Here is a 16,460-nt window from a genome sequence, read left to right on the forward strand (position 1 = left end):
TTTGGGCGATAAAGTTATTAAAAGTCTTTTAAAGAATCCTTCACAAATTCACCCCAAGGGATAAAGGGTTTTCCTTCCCTATGCAAATTCGCTTTTTCAAGGGCAAACTTTGCTACGTGCTCCACAACCCACTCAAAGTTTTGATCTCCTACGCTTGTTTGATCCGCATCCGGTGCGGGGTTGCAAAAGTCGATGGCATAGGGAATCCCATCCCTGATTGCAAATTCAACGGTGTTAAAATCATACCCTAAAGCTCGATTTATTCGCAAGGTTAAATCAACGAGTTGAGCATAAAGTTCGGGGTGGGTGTCTTTAGAGAAGACTTGGTGGGTTAGATAGCGGGAAGAAGGCTCGTTTCTAGGTTCGTAAGGCATAATGTGAACATAGGTTTGCCCTACACAATACACTCGAAAATAAGAATCAAATTCAATTTCTTCTTGAAGCATCATCACCAGTTCACCGGTTTGGCCATAAAGGGTCCAAAACTCTTCTCTGGATTCCAGGCGATAAACGTTTCTCCAACCCCCGCCATCATGGGGTTTTAAGTAGCAAGGAAAGCCAATGCGATTGAAAATGCTCTCCCAATCTAGAGGATAGGATAAATTCCGAAAGGAGGTTTCTGAGGTGTTTACCGGTCTTTTGTGGGAGGGGAGCAGCATGGTTTTAGGCACAGGAATAGAGAGAGTGGTCATAAGCGTATTGTTGAAAAATTTTTCATCGGCACTGCTCCAAAAAGGATTGTTGATGACGTAGGTGCCTAAGGCAGCTGCATTTTTTAAATAGGCTTTGTAGAAGGGTACATCGTGGGAAATGCGATCTACAATGACGCTGTAGCCATAGTCCTTTCCTTGTTCTAACTGGTCTATTTTTACAGGTTCGGCAAGGACTTCCCCCTTGGAAAGTGTTTTGATTCGCTCGAGAAATGCCCAGGGGAAAGAATCTTCCATCCCAAACAATATTCCTATTTTCTTCATTCTTTGTGCTCTAATGGGACCCGTGCGGAGCCCTAAAGGTTCGTGTAAAGCTAAGGTATTGCTTTTCCCTTGTTTGGCAAAGTCGAATTCGGGGAATTCTGTGCCTGGCCGATTTTCTTTCTAATTTCCAAGCCACGATCGAGAAAATACTTTCTTTTTGATCCCCAAAATCTTTTTTTCTTTTTTGTCTCCATAAGTGCGATATATTCGTAAATTAGAGTCTTATTATTAATGCGATTTGAGCGATATGGGACCAGTCAAAGTTTATTCTTTATTTTCAGACGAGGATGTTTATCTTTTTCGCCAAGGAAAGCATTATCGCCTTTATGAAAAGTTTGGGGCACATACCCTTGAGCACGAGGGCAAAAAAGGTACTTATTTTGCCGTTTGGGCGCCCCATGCAAAAAAAGTTTCTGTCATTGGAAATTTTAATTCGTGGCATTCGGAGTCCCATGCACTTTTCCCACGTTGGGATGGATCGGGGATTTGGGAAGGATTTATTGAGGGCCTCTCTTGGGGTACACTCTATAAGTATGCGATTCGGACCTCGAAAGAAGAACTCTTAGAAAAAAGCGATCCTTTTGCCCTTAGTTGGGAGCAAAATCTACAGGCCTCTTCCTTGATTTCAAGTACCTGGTACGAATGGAAGGATAAAGCGTGGATGGACAGGCGTGGGGAGATAAACAGTCTAAAGGCACCACTCTCTGTCTATGAACTGCATTTAGGATCTTGGAAGCGAGATCCCAGTAGTCCTTCTCGCTTTTTAAGCTATAAAGAGATTGAAGAATCTCTCGTACCCTATATTCTCGAAATGGGCTTTACCCATGTCGAATTTATGCCTGTGATGGAGCACCCTTACGAACCGAGTTGGGGCTATCAAATCACGGGTTTTTTTGCGGCCAACTCTCGCTTTGGTTCACCTCAAGATTTAATGCATTTAATTGAAACGCTGCATCAAAATGGAATCGGAGTCCTTTTGGATTGGGTGCCTTCCCATTTTCCGGGCGATGCCAATGGACTTCATTACTTTGACGGTACTTACCTGTACGAACATGAGGATCCTCGCAAAGGATTTCATCCCCAGTGGAATTCTCATTTGTTTAATTACGGAAGACCTGAGGTTAAGTCCTTTTTGATTTCCAATGCCCTGTTTTGGCTAGATCGGTACCATGTAGATGGACTTCGCGTGGATGCGGTCACTTCCATGCTTTACTTGGATTATGCAAGAGAAGAGGGTGAGTGGATACCCAACGAGCACGGAGGCAATGTGAATTTAGAGGCCAAAACCTTTTTAGAAGAATTTAATACGGCTGTGGGAGCGTATTTTCCCCACACCCTTACAATAGCAGAAGAAAGTTCCGATTTTCCTCAGCTCACAAAACCGGTTTCAGAGGGAGGCGTAGGCTTTCATATGAAATGGATGATGGGATGGATGCACGATACACTTAGCTATTTTTCGAGTGAGTTTTTCGCTCGAAAAGAATTGCATCATAAACTTACTTTTTCAAGTGTCTATAAGGACAACGAAAGGTACATGATGCCCCTTTCGCACGATGAGGTGGTGCACGGAAAAAGTCCCCTGATCTACAAAATGCCGGGAGACGAATGGCAAAAGTTTGCAAACCTAAGGGCGCTCTACACCTATATGTTTACGCATCCGGGTGCAAAACTACTTTTTATGGGTGGAGAATTTGGGCAAACGAGTGAGTGGGATTTTTCCCAAAGTTTAGATTGGTCCTTGTTAGAGCACAAGGTTCATCAGGGGCTTCAGTTTCTCGTGAAGGATTTAAATATGCTGTACAGGAGTCAAAGAGCGCTCTTCGAAGCGCAGTTTAGTCCTGAGGGCTTTGAATGGGTAGAGGCAGACGATCTTGAGAATTCAGTTTTTGCTTATCTTAGGAAAACGTTCTCAGAAACCAAGGAGTATGAGCAGATCCTCGTGATTTTGAATCTTAAACCTAATGTCCTAGAGTACCGTTTGGGAGCAGATTATGGAACTTCGTGGGAGGTTTTACTGAATTCGGACGATCCTAGATATGGAGGAAGCGGACAAAAAGTGAAGTTCTCGAACGTAGAGTCCCACGATTGGAAGAACCAAAAGGAGAGTTTTAAAATTAGTCTTCCTCCTTTAAGTGCTGTCGTGTTAAAACAAGTTTAAGCGCCAATAATAAAGCAGTAGGCTCTCCCTGCTTTTCGAAAGTGAAAGCATGCAGTATTCAACTATAAAGAAATAAGGTATGAGAATTTACCATCTTTCAATGGAATGTTACCCAGTCGCCAAAGTAGGCGGCTTGGGAGATGTCGTTGGGGCACTTCCAAAATACCAAAATAAAATTCCAGGAATAGAGGCCCGCGTAATTATGCCCTGGTACAACCGAGACTATGTCCACAGCCATGCGTTTGAATTGGTCTTTGAAGGATGGATTCATCAGAATCAGAAGGGGTATTTTTTTGAGGTTTTAAAACAAAAAGAGTGTACTCTTGGTTTTGAACTATACCTTGTTCGAATTCCCGGTCTTTTGGACCGAGAGAATCCCTACGGGTATTGGGATGAGAGTCAGCAATTTTTAGCATTTCAGCATGCGGCCCTTCATTATTTATGTGAAAGTGGCGAAAAAGTGGACGTACTGCATTGCCACGATTACCACACAGGTCTTATCCCCTTTATGGTGGAGCACTGCCCTGAATTTGAAGCGCTTCGGGGAGTCCTTACCTTTGGAACCATTCACAATGGAGAATACCAAGGACAAATGCATTGGGAGATGCTTTCTTACTTTCCTTTGGTTCGCGACCGATCTCACTTGGGACTCTTAGATTGGGATGGGAAAATTAATCCCCTTGCATCCATGATCAAATGTGCCCATGCCTTTAATGCGGTTTCGAGCGGGTATATGGAAGAATTGCTCTCGGAGTTTAAAGGCTTAGAGCATTTAATTCGAGCGGAAAAATCCAAAGCGTTTGGGATTATCAATGGCATTGATACGGAGCTTTGGGATTCGCAAACAGATCCTTATTTGCCTTATACGTTTTCCAAAGAAAATGCCCTTAAAGGCAAAGCAAAAAACAAAGCCAAAATTTGTGAAGAGTTTGGTCTGAATCCTGAGCTTCCACTCTTTGGGTTCATTGGGCGTTTTGCGGGTGAAAAAGGAGCGGATTTTCTACCCGAAATCATCGTAGAAAGCATTGTGAAAACGTATGGAGCGCTTAATATTATCGTATTGGGCTCAGGAGACAAAGCTTTAGAGCATTCCCTTGCAGAGTTAAATGAGAAGTTTTCTAATTTGGCTCTTGGACTTGGGTACAATGAAGGACTTTCCCATCAAATTTATGCGTCTTGTGATTTCCTGCTCATGCCCTCAAGAGTAGAACCCTGTGGGCTGAATCAAATGTACGCAATGCGCTACGGTACCGTACCGATTGTTCGCTACACCGGGGGGTTAAAAGATACCGTTCAGGACGTGAGTACAGGAGGAGCAGGATTGAATTTCACTTATGCGAGCGCAGAGGCCTGTGTGGATGCGATGATGAGAGCCTTAAGTCTCTACCAAGATTCTCGAACGATGGAGTTGCTGGTTTACGCAAACATGAATTTTGATTTTTCATGGGAGCGTTCCGCACATAATTATGTAACTTTATATCAGAAATTTGAAGCGTAAAATGCAATTAATTGTGGATTTTTACGAGCACAAACGACACCCAAGTTTTTTAAAACCTTTACACAAAAGTATACCCTATGAAACCGAATGTAATTTCCATTGTTTTGGGCGGTGGGCGCGGAAGTCGCCTCTTTCCATTGACGCAATCCAGAAGTAAGCCTGCCGTTCCTATCGCAGGGAAATACCGTCTCGTGGACATTCCGATTTCCAATTGTTTGAATTCGGGATTTAACCGAATTATGGTGCTTACTCAATTTAATTCGGCCTCCTTAAACTCTCATATTAAGAATTCCTATCACTTCGATATCTTTAGTCGAGGTTTTGTGGATATTCTGGCGGCGGAACAAAATATGGATAGCGAAGAGTGGTTTCAGGGCACCGCCGATGCGGTGCGTCAAAGTATGCGGCACCTGGAAAAGTACGATTTTGATTACGTGCTCATTCTTTCCGGAGATCAGCTGTATCAAATGGATTTTAGAGAGATGATTGATTTTCATATCGCACAAAAAGGAGACATTACAATTGCAACCATACCGGTGAACGCAAAAGATGCGCCTGGTTTTGGAATTTTAAAATCTAATGAGGATAGTGCCATTGATTCGTTTGTAGAGAAACCCAGTGAGGAGGAACTGTCCGAATGGAGAAGCGAAGTCTCTGAACAAAATAAAAACAAAGGAAACCATTATTTAGCCTCGATGGGGATCTATGTCTTCAACAAAGGCATTATTAGAAAAATGTTTGAAGAGGATCCCGGCGATGATTTTGGAAAGGACTTAATACCGAATGCCATTGCAAAGGGATACAAAACCCTTAGTTTTCAATATGACGGGTATTGGACCGACATAGGTACCATTGAATCTTTCTACGAGGCCAACATTGATCTCGCACAGGATTTTCCAAAATTCAATCTCTTTAGTAGCAAACCGATTTATTCAAGAGCGAGAATGCTACCACCTACCAAAATTTTAGGCTCCTATGTGCAGCGCGCTGTCTTTGCGGATGGGTGCATTATTATGGCCGATAAGATTGAGAATTCCGTCATTGGAAACCGAACAAGAGTCGACAAGGGAAGTACGGTTCTAAATTCCTATATGATGGGATCGGATTTTTACCAATCTACGATGGATATTGTAGAAAATGACCGCACGGGTGAACCCAATCTTGGCATTGGAAAATACTGCTATATAGACCGCGCGATCATTGATAAAAATGCGCGCATTGGTAACCACGTGAAGATCATTGGAGGGAAGCACCTCCAAGACGGAGATTTTCATACGCATTCCATTAAAGACGGTGTTGTGGTGATTAAGAAAGGTGCTGTGATTCCAGAAGGAACTCAGATTGGTTGATTTAAAAATTAGTTACACAATTATTTTTCGTTAGCGGGGGGCAGGAGTTGCTCACTCGCTAGCGAATTGTTATTTTTGCCCATGCGTTGGATTCGATTTGCCTTTATTTTTGCGGCTCTTATTTTGCTAGGATACGGCCTGTCTCTTCTTTTTGAGAAAGGCAGCACACAGTATACGATTGAAAAAAATGTCGACTATCCCCTTGAGAAAGTGTTTCCGATGTTTCGAGACTTAAAGCAATTTGCAAGATGGAACGTTTTAGTAAAAGGCTCAGAGTCCTCACAGATTCATTTTTTTCGTCCTTACGAGGGGAAAGGCGCCTCGCTTCATTATTTTGATCCGAAAAACAACCATACGATGGAAATGTTTCTTCGTTACGAAAATCCCAATTCCACCCTTCGCTACCAACTTTTTGAAGGGACGGAGAGTCTTCCCTATCTGATCGATTTAAAGTTCAAAGAATTGGGTCCAAATCAAACCAAAATTCGTTGGAGCGTCAAGACCCCGAGTCGGTCTGTTTTTAAAAGTTCACTTAGCCGATGGAACGAAGAAGAATTTAGAAAGATCGTGGACCAAAGCGTACTGACGCTTTCTTCGGTTTTGAGTAATCGCGTAGATAGGGACCAATTGCTCTCCAAAATCACCTACGATTCTCTTATGGTAGAGGAGCAGCAGGGAGCCTTATTGGTGGGCGTCAACGTGAGTACTTCCAACCATGGCGACGCCCTGTTTAAAAACATTGTTTTGAATCACAACAAAGTCTTTAATTACATTACTACCGATTTGGGCAAAGACGAGGAAGAATTTGGCTTTCCAATCTTAGTTTCGCAGGCTCAGAATACAAAATCGAGCGAAGTCTCGTACTTTTATGGGTTTCCGGTGTCAAAACGCAGTGCGCTTTCCGACAATAGTTTTAGTTTTAAAACGCTTAATGCCGCGAAAACCTATGTGCTTTATTACAAAGGACCTTTTGAAAAAAGACAAAGGGCTGTGGCGAAATTAGTGGCAAAAGCAAAGGCAGACTCCCTTCGTTATGGGGAACTCTCGCAGCGATTTTTTCAAGCGCCGAAAGAAAACGCAGAGGTGAATTTAAAATTGTCACTACCCGTTTTTCGCTAAGGCGAAAAAATGGGAATTCACGCATAATTATTTTAGCGCTTTCATTCCCTTTGGGTCATAGAAATTTATTAAATTTGTAAACTAACATTTTTATTGAACAGAAACTGTAAATAATGGATCGATTTTCCTTTCTAAACGCAGCACATTCTCAACTCATTGAGGATTTGTACCAAAAATATTTAAAATACCCGGATTCTTTGGAGCCTTCTTGGAAGGCCTTTTTTCAAGGTTTTGACTTTGCCTTAGAGAATTATGGGGAAGATGGGCCCCCGGTAGTTTCTAGTTCCTCCTCACTTAATACGACTCAAAGAGCTGTAAGTTCAAATCCGGCGGTGGGTCAGGGAGAAATTCCTGAAGAAATTGTCAAAGAATTTAAGGTTTTGGATTTGATAAATGCGTACCGATTACGAGGGCATCTTTTTACACAAACCAACCCCATTCGTGAACGTCGCCATTTTGAGCCGACTTTAGCGATTGAGAACTTTGGCCTTAGCCAGGGGGATTTGTCTTTAAAGTTTAATTGCGCCACCCAAACCGGGATGCCTAGCGCAGCCACTCTTCAAGACATTCTTACGCATTTACAGAAAATTTACTGCGATTCCATCGGAGTGGAGTATATGCATTTAGACAATGTAGAGGAAAAGAGCTTTGTTCAACAATGGTTGCAAGTCAATGAAAACCATCCGACGCTTTCTGCGGACGAAAAGGTCGAAATTTTGCAAAAATTAAACCAAGCAGTTGCCTTCGAGAATTACCTTCACACGAAATTCGTAGGGCAAAAAAGGTTTTCCTTAGAAGGAGGAGAATCTCTAATTCCTGCTTTAGATCAACTCATTACACGTTCCTCTCAACTCGGTGTGGACGAAGTCGTACTAGGGATGGCTCACCGAGGAAGATTAAATGTACTCACGAATATATTTGGAAAATCCTACAAACAAATCTTTTCTGAATTTGAAGGAAAAGAATTTGAAGAGGATGTTTTTTCAGGAGACGTAAAATACCATTTAGGTTCGTCCAAACGAATTGTGACGGCAAACGGAGAAGAGGTTTCCATTAACCTAACTCCAAACCCGTCCCACCTTGAAACTGTAGGATCCCTTGTCATGGGTATTTGCCGTGCGAAAGTGGATCATTTGTACGGGGGCGATTTCTCCAAAGTACTTCCTATCGTAATTCATGGAGACGGTGCGATTGCCGCGCAAGGAATCGTATACGAAGTTGCACAGATGATGTCACTTGAAGGATACAAGACAGGAGGAAGTGTTCATATTGTCGTGAATAACCAAGTTTCCTTCACCACGAACTATGTGGATGCCAGATCGTCCAACTACTGTACGGACATTGCGAAAGTAACGAGTTCCCCGGTGATGCATGTCAATGCAGACAATGTGGAATCGGTCGTGCATGCCATTCGCTTTGCGGCAGAATTTAGAGCGAAATTTGGAAAAGATGTATACATTGACTTACTAGGATACCGTAAATACGGACATAACGAAGGGGATGAACCTCGTTTCACCCAACCGAATCTCTATAAGGCCATCTCAAAACACCCCAATCCACGTGAAATTTACAAGACTCAACTTGTGAAAGAAAATGTGGTTTCGGAAGAGGTACTTAAAGCGATGGAAACGGACTTTAAAGCCCTACTTGATGAGGATTTTGATGCCTCAAAACAAATCGAGAAGAACGTCATGGACATTTTCATGAGCGAAGCTTGGAAAAAATTCCCTCTGGGGAAAAGAGGGGGTCTACAAGAGCCGGTGAATACCAGTTTTAATTTAGAGACTTTAAAAGACTTAGCCGTAAAAATGGTAAGTCTTCCGAAAGATAAAAATTTCATTAAGAAAATTACGCGTCTTTTTGATCAGCGACTTAAGATGATTGAAACGGATTCCTTAGATTGGGCGATGGGAGAGTGGCTTGCCTATGCAACCTTACTTAACGAAGGCCATGACATTCGAATTTCAGGGGAAGACGTAGAGAGAGGAACTTTCTCGCACCGTCATGCAATCGTAAAAACAGAGGACACGGAAGAAGAATACATCCCGTTAGATCATTTAGGAGATACCTCCTTCCAAATCTACAATTCCCACCTTTCTGAGTACGGAGTTCTAGGATTTGATTACGGATATGCCATGGCTTCTCCAAACACCCTTACCATTTGGGAGGCGCAGTTTGGTGACTTTGTCAACGGTGCCCAAATTATTATTGACCAGTATTTAGCGGCGGCTGAAGAAAAGTGGAAAACACAAAACGGCCTCGTGATGTTACTTCCACACGGATCCGAAGGCCAAGGGGCGGAGCATTCCTCTGCAAGACTTGAGAGATTCTTAGGATTGGCTGCGAATGAAAACATGGTGGTCGCCAACATTACTTCACCTGCCAATTTCTTCCACTTATTAAGACGTCAATTAAAGTGGAACTTTAGAAAGCCTTTAATTGTCATGTCTCCAAAATCTCTGTTACGTCACCCGAAAGTGGTTTCGAAATTAGAAGATTTTGCGCAAGGTGGATTCCAGCCTATTTTAGACGATCCGATCGCGAAAGCCGAGAAGGTGAAAAAAGTAGTGCTTTGCAGTGGAAAACTATACTTCGAGCTTTTGGCTAAACAAGAAGAACTCGGAAGAGAGGATGTTGCGATTGTTCGTTTGGAACAGATTTACCCAATTCAAGAGGATAAAATGCAAGAAATTCTTCAGAAATATAGCTCAAGAACAGAGCTTGTTTGGGCTCAGGAAGAACCAGAGAACATGGGAGCATGGTCTTACATTCTTCGAAATTTCCGCAAGGAAAATATTGAAGTGGTCGCTCCGATTGCAAGTGGATCGCCTGCACCGGGTAGCCATAAGATGTACGACAATAACCAAGCCGATATCCTTCAGCGCGTGTTTACTTCGGCTTAAATTAAAAAGTACCGTCTTTAGAAAATCAATAAAATAATTAACGAAAAAAAACATTCAAATATGTCAATTCTAGAAATGAAAGTTCCTTCACCGGGCGAATCCATTACAGAGGTTGAAATTGCAACCTGGTTAGTGAAAGACGGTGACTACGTAGAAAAAGACCAGCCAATTGCCGAAGTAGATTCTGACAAAGCGACCCTAGAACTTCCTGCAGAGGAAAGTGGGATTATTACCTTGAAAGCAGAAGAAGGTGATTTGGTAGAAGTGGGTCAAGTGGTATGTCTTATCGACCGATCGGGACAAAAACCGCAGGCAGGTGCAGAGGCTCCAAAAGCAGAAGCACCAAAAGCGGAGGCACCAAAACAAGAAGCTCCGGCACCCGCAGCACCGAAACAAGAAGCACCTAAATCGGATTCTTACGCAGCAGGTACGCCTTCTCCGGCCGCTAAAAAAGTACTAGACGAAAAGGGAATTGACCCCTCTACAGTATCTGGAACTGGACGTGATGCTAGAATTACAAAAGAAGATGCGGTAAACGCAAACCCTTCTTTTGGAGCTGTATCCGCAACTTCAGGTTCAAGAGAAATGACCACGACGAAACTCTCTATGCTTAGAAGAAAAGTGGCTAGTAGACTCGTTTCTGTGAAGAATGAAACCGCAATGCTAACTACTTTTAACGAAGTAGACATGTCTGAAATTTTTAGAATTCGCAAAGCGCACAAAGAAGAATTCACAGCGAAGCATGGTATAGGACTTGGATTCATGTCTTTCTTTACGAAAGCAGTTACAAGAGCCTTAGAAATGTATCCTGACGTGAACGCTTCGATCGACGGAGATTACAAAATCAATTACGATTTTGCAGACATTTCGATTGCCGTTTCAGGTCCAAAAGGACTGATGGTCCCTGTACTAAGAAATGCAGAGAACATGAGTTTTAGAGGCGTAGAGGCAAACATTAAATCTCTTGCAGACAAAGTACGTGAAGGAAGCATTAGTGTAGACGAAATGACAGGAGGTACTTTTACCATTACCAATGGAGGTGTATTTGGATCGATGCTTTCGACACCAATTATTAACCCACCTCAATCTGCGATCTTAGGAATGCACAACATACTTCAAAGACCTGTTGCCATTAACGGACAAGTGGAAATTCGTCCGATGATGTACCTGGCAATGTCTTACGACCACCGTATCATTGATGGAAAAGAGTCCGTAGGGTTCCTTGTGGCGGTGAAAGAAGCCATTGACAATCCGTTGGAATTCCTACTCGGCGGAGACGAACGCAAAGGACTAGAACTCTAATTTTTCCTTTTTTTTAATAAATAGAAAATCCTGCAGCTAATTAGTTTGTAGGATTTTTTTTGGGTTCGATATCGACTTAGGCAACCTTTTTGCAGCCATTGAACAAAAACCTGGCATGGAGTCTAAAACGAGTTTCAATATTAAGGTAACCGCGCGCCCTGTATACGACAGCAAAAACAGCTATCCACTCGAGAATCGATTTGTTTTTCGGTACGATATTACCATCGAAAATCTGAGCAAAATTCCCATTCAATTGCTAAGAAGGGAATGGTTGATTTACGATTTAGGTTTCGGATTTACCGAGGTGAAAGGAGAAGGGGTCATCGGACTTACGCCTGTAATTTTACCAGGGCATGATTTTGACTATTTTTCCAATGTACTCTTAAGCTCTGGTGTAGGGTATATGACAGGTGAGTATCAATTTCGAAACTTACTCACTCAGGAACTTATCCACGTCGAAATTCCAAAGTTCAAATTGCATTCCTTGGTTCTGTGCAATTAAAAGAGCTAAAGCTTTTTAATCTGCTTTTGAAACACAGGCAGGATTTCCTCGGTCGAGGTAATGATAAGTCTCTCAAAGCCGAGCAGCGCTAATTTAGCGCAAACTTCAGCATCCTCGCCCGCACGGTGGTGTTTAAACTCCAACTGATGTGCAAGGGCTAAATTCTTTAAACTATAACTTGCTAAACCTTTCCATGAACGTTTGGCCACTTGAATGGAACATAGGTAATTTAATTTGGGAGTAAAGAGACCGTAGTGTTCTAGACTCGCTCTTAATACGCCTGCATCAAAGCCCGCATTGTGCGCTAGAATAAGGTTTCCATAAAGCAGGTCGTATATCTCATCCCAGATCTCTGCAAAGGTTGGAGCGTGTGCGACGTCATGAGGCTCAATTCCATGCACTTCAATGTTACGGGGATGGAAATACGGAAAACTGGGCGGTTTAATAAGCCAGGTTTTGGTGTGTACAATTTTTCCTTGTTCCACTACGGTGACCCCAAGCTCACAAGCGGAACTTCTTTCATGGGTCGCCGTTTCAAAATCGATGGCGCAAAAATCAATCATGGCTTCGAGTTTATTTGACTGAGCACTACATAGGCCCAAGGTTCTAAAACTAGGCTTTGGTTAGGCCTTAGGGTTTGTTTTTTGCCCTCAAACACATTTTCGTACTCTCCGCTATGCTCGCGTAGATCTAACGTGAAATTTTGAGCTGTAGGGCTTAGATTTACAACTGTAAGGACTTTGTCTCCGTTTTTTTCTCGGACAAAACTAAGTACGTGGTCTTTTTTTGAGTTGGTAATGCGCTGCATTTCTCCGCCCCATTTGCCATTCCATAAGGCTTGGTTTTGATGTTTCAATCGAAATAGCGTGGTGTAAATAGCGCGGTTCTCATGCGCTTGCCACGAGATCGGATCTTTCTCAAAAAAATCAAGAGAACGAGAAAGTCCTGCTTCTTGTCCATTATAAACTAGGGGCATTCCATCGAGGGTGGTCATGAGCACCATCGATGCTTTAAGTGCTTTTTTGAAATTGAGGTTTTGATTGCCTTCCCATGAATTTTTGTCGTGGTTGTCCGTGAATTGAAGTCGGATGGCTTCTCTGGGAAAGATAGACACATGTTCTGCAATATACCCTTCCGTGAGCGGAAAGATAGGCGTATGCTTGGTTGCAATCTGATGAAGTACATTGTAGAGCTCCCATGCGTAGGTGGCATCAAACGCATGGCGATGGAGCTCCTTGTCCTGCGCTTCCGCGAGAAGAAATACCGGCTTTATTTCTTCTAGTTCTGCTCTTGCATTTTCCCAAAACTCAAGAGGAACGAAACTAGCCATGTCACATCGATAGCCGTCGATATCAAACTCCTCGACCCAGTAGGCAAGGGCTTTAGTCATGTATTCTCTTAAAGCAGGTTTTGAATAATCAAAATCAATTATATCGTCATAATCTCGCCAAGGTGTAGGCTGAAACTCTCCCCTAGAATTGCGCAAATACCAATCCGGGTGGTCCGTCACAAGAGCATTGTCCCAACTGCTGTGGTTTGCCACCCAATCGAGAATGACATGCATTCCTTGGGCATGAATGGCCTCGACCAATTCTTTGAAATCTTCTTTGGTTCCAAACTCGGGATTGACTCCGTAATAGTCTTTCACCGAATAGTAGCTCCCTAAGGTTCCTTTGCGGTTTTTTTCTCCAATAGGGTGAATCGGCATGAGCCAAAGAATGTCAATACCCATTGCTTTTAACTCGGGCAGTGCTTTTTGAACCGCTTTAAAATTGCCTTCTTTCGAGAATTGTCTTACGTTGAGTTCGTACAGTGTAGCGTTTTTAACCCACGAAGGAGTGTTTAGCTCTACATAGGGTTTAGGCTGGTAGTTGGGTGCCCTTTTTTGGGCGGCAATTAGCGTTAGACAGAGGAAAAGGGAAAGGCTAACAAAAGAGCGAAAACATCTCATCGGTTTGGAATTATGAGTTCAATTTACTTAATTCCGAGCGTTATTTCAAAAGAAAATGTCTGAAAATAAGCCATTTGCTTTGGTAGTATTTTTTCATTTGGTAGGCTCCTCTTCTCTTCCAGGTTTCTTTGGCCTCTTTATAGAATGCAAAGTGCGCTCGTACCACGGCCCAAAGGTGAGGCAGTCCGTTTTGGATTCCAAAACGAATGCCTGCAATTCCATCCAGACAAAGGCGAAGAAAAATCAGGCCTAGTAAAGAAGGGAAAGGAAGGTTCTTAAGCAGCATGGATAGGTTGTTGCGGAAGTTTAGATAGGTCTTTTGTGGACTTTGCTTATTTAGGGTTCCACCCCCCACATGGTACACGCTCGAAAATCCCGTATAGAAAATTTTTCTCCCCGAATTTTTGAGTCTCCAGCATAGGTCAATTTCTTCCTGATGGGCGAAAAACCGCTCGTCAAATCCCCCTTGTACCCAGAAATCTTTGCTTCGAATAAAAAGACAGCAGCCAGAGGCCCAGAATATTTCCGTTTGGTCGTTGTATTGTCCTAGGTCTTTTTCAAGGGTGTCAAATTTTCTTCCACGGCAATAAGGATAGCCTAAATTGTCAATCAGTCCGCCTGCAGCACCTGCAAATTCAAAGGTATCCTTTTGCGAATAGCTAAGGATTTTGGGCTGAATTGCGGCAATGTCAGGACGCGCGTAGAAGAGTTCAAGTGGCGCAGAAAGCCAGTCTGCAGTCACTTCTACGTCGGAATTTAAAAGACAATAGAATTTCGCTTTGATCTTTTTTAACCCTTCGTTATATCCTGCGGCAAAGCCATGATTTTGCGCATTGACCACGATTTGAACTTGAGGGTAATTCTCGTTCAAAAAGTCAATCGAATCGTCGCTCGAGGCGTTGTCGATCACATAGATTTGGGCACCTTCTGAGTGCATTGCAACCGAGGGAAGAAATTTTTCGAGCCATTTTTTTCCGTTCCAATTCAAAATGGCAATGGCTAAATCAGGAGTTGAAGTCATAGGAATCAAAGCATTATAGGGGCGGAAGTAGACTTTTAATCTGCTTTTGGTATTTCCACCTGCGGTGGGACCAAAGGTAATTTGCAGGTCTTTTTTGAATTGTATTTTCTAAAAGATGATGGAATTTTTGTACCACTTCGAAAGGAACAAAGTGCTCCTGTTCAGGGTAAATTCTTTTGTAGTTAATTTGGTAATAGCCACGTTTTACCTTTTTCATCTCGCAATAAATGAAGATAAGATCCTTTCGTGTGGCGAGTTTATCGTACCCAATAAACACCGGGGTCTCTTGATTTAAAAAATCAAGACCTTTGTCTACATTCATGTGGTGGGGGGATTGATCCGCGACAAACATATAGACGGAGTCCCCGTCATTGGGATGACTTAAAATATGTTTTATGACGTCTTTATCTTCAAGAGACTGGTTTTGAAATCGGTTTCGGATTTTCAAGATCTGCTGATCCCAAAACGAATTGTTGATTTTTCGATAAACCGGATAGGAGTGGGATTGAGGAAGCGAGGTGGCTAATGCAGAAATCCACTCCCAGTTAAAGACATGACCCGCTAAAAGGATGACGTTTTTCCCTTCCTCTTTTGCTTCTTGAAATAAGTTCTGATTGATATGCTGTACACGTACTCTCAATTCTCGCTCTGTAATGCTCCAAAGCTTTACAGTTTCCACAAGATAATCCGTAAAATTTCGATAGAATTCTTTTTGAATTTTCGAGATTTCTTCTTTGCTTTTTTCTGGAAAGGCATTCTGAAGATTGGTTCTCACTACTTTTTTTCGGTACCCGATCAAATAATAATTTAGAAAGTACAGAATATCAGACATGCCGTAATGCAACCACAAGGGAAGTTTTGAGATCCAAAGGAATAAGCGTAAGAGTACCTTCATAAAGTGTACAAATTTAAGAATTAAATCCCGAGACAAAGTAAAGAGTAAAATAAAAGCTGTATTTTTGATTCCAATTTGAACTTATTAAGATGAAAAAAATCAAAATTTTAGCCCTCGCCGTCTTTTCTTTAACCCTTTTTTCTTGTGCAAAGAAAAGTGAAACGGGCAAGACGACAGTGGACTCTACATTAGTTGAAGTGCAGGATAGTGCGGCAATTGCTGCGAAGAAGAAAGCGGATCAAGAAAAAGAAAAGGCCGCTCTTCCCAAGCCCTATAGTGAGACAGAAGATGCAGAAGCCAAAATTAAAGAACTCGTGGTGCAAGCTCAAAAAGAAAACAAGAACATTATACTTCAAGCCGGTGGGAACTGGTGTATTTGGTGTTTGCGATTTAATCAGTACGTACAAACCACGCCAGAGTTAAAAGAAATAATTGATCAGAATTACCTTTATTACCATTTGAATTATTCGCCAAAGAACAAAAACGAAAAAGTTTTTGCAAGCTATGGGAATCCTGGGGATGAGTTCGGCTATCCTGTTTTTATCGTCCTTGATAAAAACGGAAAGCAAATTCACACCCAAGAGAGTGGAAGTTTAGAGCAGGATAAGGGCTACAGCCTAGAGAAGGTGAAAGCATTTTTCAATGCGTGGAAGCCAAAGGCATAAGCGGCAACGGAAACAAGAAAGATTCGTCTAGGGCTCAGCTGTAAAGCGAGCCCTTTTGCTTTCTTATCCAGTACAAAAGGCGAATTTATAGTTTCGGTTTAGAAAAAAGAGTAGGCATTACTT

General features: G+C 42.4%; 13 protein-coding genes. 8 read left to right on the forward strand and 5 right to left on the reverse strand.

The annotated features are described in order from the left end of the window. Nucleotides 1-17: 17 nt before the first annotated feature. Nucleotides 18-974: an ATP-grasp domain-containing protein gene (locus ACX3PU_RS05130; RefSeq protein WP_459083845.1), complete on the reverse strand. Its 957-nt coding sequence runs from the start codon at nucleotides 972-974 to the stop codon at nucleotides 18-20. A gap of 247 nt (nucleotides 975-1,221) precedes the next feature. Here ACX3PU_RS05130 and glgB point away from each other — a divergent pair, with 247 nt between their 5' ends. From glgB to apaG, 7 genes are all read left to right on the forward strand, one after another. Further along, the gene (gene glgB / locus ACX3PU_RS05135; RefSeq protein ID WP_459083847.1) at nucleotides 1,222-3,132 is read left to right on the forward strand and encodes a 1,4-alpha-glucan branching protein GlgB; all 1,911 of its coding nucleotides are present in this window, start codon (nucleotides 1,222-1,224) and stop codon (nucleotides 3,130-3,132) included. A gap of 79 nt (nucleotides 3,133-3,211) precedes the next feature. Next, nucleotides 3,212-4,630 (forward strand): glycogen synthase, encoded by a 1,419-nt coding sequence (locus ACX3PU_RS05140; protein ID WP_459083848.1) that lies wholly within the window; start codon nucleotides 3,212-3,214, stop codon nucleotides 4,628-4,630. Nucleotides 4,631-4,707: 77 nt separating this feature from the next. Next, a complete protein-coding gene (locus tag ACX3PU_RS05145) occupies nucleotides 4,708-5,979 on the forward strand; it encodes a glucose-1-phosphate adenylyltransferase (protein ID WP_459083849.1) in 1,272 nt (423 codons plus the stop codon). 81 nt (nucleotides 5,980-6,060) lie between these two features. Continuing rightward, complete coding sequence (locus tag ACX3PU_RS05150; RefSeq protein ID WP_459083850.1) at nucleotides 6,061-7,098, forward strand: SRPBCC family protein; 1,038 nt, start codon at nucleotides 6,061-6,063, stop codon at nucleotides 7,096-7,098. A gap of 113 nt (nucleotides 7,099-7,211) precedes the next feature. Further along, the gene (locus ACX3PU_RS05155; protein ID WP_459083851.1) at nucleotides 7,212-10,001 is read left to right on the forward strand and encodes a 2-oxoglutarate dehydrogenase E1 component; all 2,790 of its coding nucleotides are present in this window, start codon (nucleotides 7,212-7,214) and stop codon (nucleotides 9,999-10,001) included. Nucleotides 10,002-10,061: 60 nt separating this feature from the next. Beyond that, the gene (gene odhB / locus ACX3PU_RS05160; RefSeq protein WP_459083853.1) at nucleotides 10,062-11,303 is read left to right on the forward strand and encodes a 2-oxoglutarate dehydrogenase complex dihydrolipoyllysine-residue succinyltransferase; all 1,242 of its coding nucleotides are present in this window, start codon (nucleotides 10,062-10,064) and stop codon (nucleotides 11,301-11,303) included. A gap of 115 nt (nucleotides 11,304-11,418) precedes the next feature. Then, on the forward strand, nucleotides 11,419-11,805 hold the full coding sequence (gene apaG, locus ACX3PU_RS05165; RefSeq protein WP_459083855.1) for a Co2+/Mg2+ efflux protein ApaG: 387 nt from the start codon (nucleotides 11,419-11,421) through the stop codon (nucleotides 11,803-11,805). Between the two features lie 5 nt (nucleotides 11,806-11,810). Here the strand turns inward: apaG and ACX3PU_RS05170 are convergent, their stop codons facing one another. Genes ACX3PU_RS05170 through ACX3PU_RS05185 form a run of 4 tightly spaced genes read right to left on the reverse strand, consistent with a single transcriptional unit; the run spans nucleotide 11,811 to nucleotide 15,672 of the window. Further along, complete coding sequence (locus ACX3PU_RS05170) at nucleotides 11,811-12,368, reverse strand: 3'-5' exonuclease (protein WP_459083856.1); 558 nt, start codon at nucleotides 12,366-12,368, stop codon at nucleotides 11,811-11,813. Next, nucleotides 12,365-13,756 carry an alpha-amylase family glycosyl hydrolase gene (locus ACX3PU_RS05175; RefSeq protein WP_459083857.1) on the reverse strand — a complete coding sequence of 464 codons (1,392 nt, stop codon included), beginning with the start codon at nucleotides 13,754-13,756 and terminating at the stop codon, nucleotides 12,365-12,367. Before ACX3PU_RS05175 ends, ACX3PU_RS05170 begins: the two co-directional genes overlap by 4 nt. A 40-nt stretch (nucleotides 13,757-13,796) precedes the next feature. Further along, nucleotides 13,797-14,777: a glycosyltransferase family 2 protein gene (locus ACX3PU_RS05180; protein ID WP_459083858.1), complete on the reverse strand. Its 981-nt coding sequence runs from the start codon at nucleotides 14,775-14,777 to the stop codon at nucleotides 13,797-13,799. A gap of 13 nt (nucleotides 14,778-14,790) precedes the next feature. Next, a complete protein-coding gene (locus ACX3PU_RS05185; RefSeq protein WP_459083859.1) occupies nucleotides 14,791-15,672 on the reverse strand; it encodes a lysophospholipid acyltransferase family protein in 882 nt (293 codons plus the stop codon). Between the two features lie 89 nt (nucleotides 15,673-15,761). On the opposite strand from ACX3PU_RS05185, the gene ACX3PU_RS05190 reads away from it, so the two are divergent. After that, the gene (locus tag ACX3PU_RS05190; protein WP_459083860.1) at nucleotides 15,762-16,337 is read left to right on the forward strand and encodes a thioredoxin family protein; all 576 of its coding nucleotides are present in this window, start codon (nucleotides 15,762-15,764) and stop codon (nucleotides 16,335-16,337) included. Nucleotides 16,338-16,460: the final 123 nt, after the last annotated feature.

It is taken from the genome of Chryseobacterium sp. A301, assembly GCF_054489425.1.

Bases quoted from the DNA above. Each gene is read 5' to 3' on its own strand.
- ACX3PU_RS05190 (WP_459083860.1), top strand. From the start codon at position 15,762: ATGAAAAAAATCAAAATTTTAGCCCTCGCCGTCTTTTCTTTAACCCTT.
- ACX3PU_RS05130 (WP_459083845.1), bottom strand. From the start codon at position 974: ATGAAGAAAATAGGAATATTGTTTGGGATGGAAGATTCTTTCCCCTGG.
- apaG (WP_459083855.1), top strand. From the start codon at position 11,419: ATGGAGTCTAAAACGAGTTTCAATATTAAGGTAACCGCGCGCCCTGTA.
- ACX3PU_RS05150 (WP_459083850.1), top strand. From the start codon at position 6,061: ATGCGTTGGATTCGATTTGCCTTTATTTTTGCGGCTCTTATTTTGCTA.
- ACX3PU_RS05175 (WP_459083857.1), bottom strand. From the start codon at position 13,756: ATGAGATGTTTTCGCTCTTTTGTTAGCCTTTCCCTTTTCCTCTGTCTA.
- ACX3PU_RS05145 (WP_459083849.1), top strand. From the start codon at position 4,708: ATGAAACCGAATGTAATTTCCATTGTTTTGGGCGGTGGGCGCGGAAGT.
- ACX3PU_RS05185 (WP_459083859.1), bottom strand. From the start codon at position 15,672: ATGAAGGTACTCTTACGCTTATTCCTTTGGATCTCAAAACTTCCCTTG.
- odhB (WP_459083853.1), top strand. From the start codon at position 10,062: ATGTCAATTCTAGAAATGAAAGTTCCTTCACCGGGCGAATCCATTACA.
- ACX3PU_RS05140 (WP_459083848.1), top strand. From the start codon at position 3,212: ATGAGAATTTACCATCTTTCAATGGAATGTTACCCAGTCGCCAAAGTA.
- ACX3PU_RS05155 (WP_459083851.1), top strand. From the start codon at position 7,212: ATGGATCGATTTTCCTTTCTAAACGCAGCACATTCTCAACTCATTGAG.
- ACX3PU_RS05170 (WP_459083856.1), bottom strand. From the start codon at position 12,368: ATGATTGATTTTTGCGCCATCGATTTTGAAACGGCGACCCATGAAAGA.
- glgB (WP_459083847.1), top strand. From the start codon at position 1,222: ATGGGACCAGTCAAAGTTTATTCTTTATTTTCAGACGAGGATGTTTAT.
- ACX3PU_RS05180 (WP_459083858.1), bottom strand. From the start codon at position 14,777: ATGACTTCAACTCCTGATTTAGCCATTGCCATTTTGAATTGGAACGGA.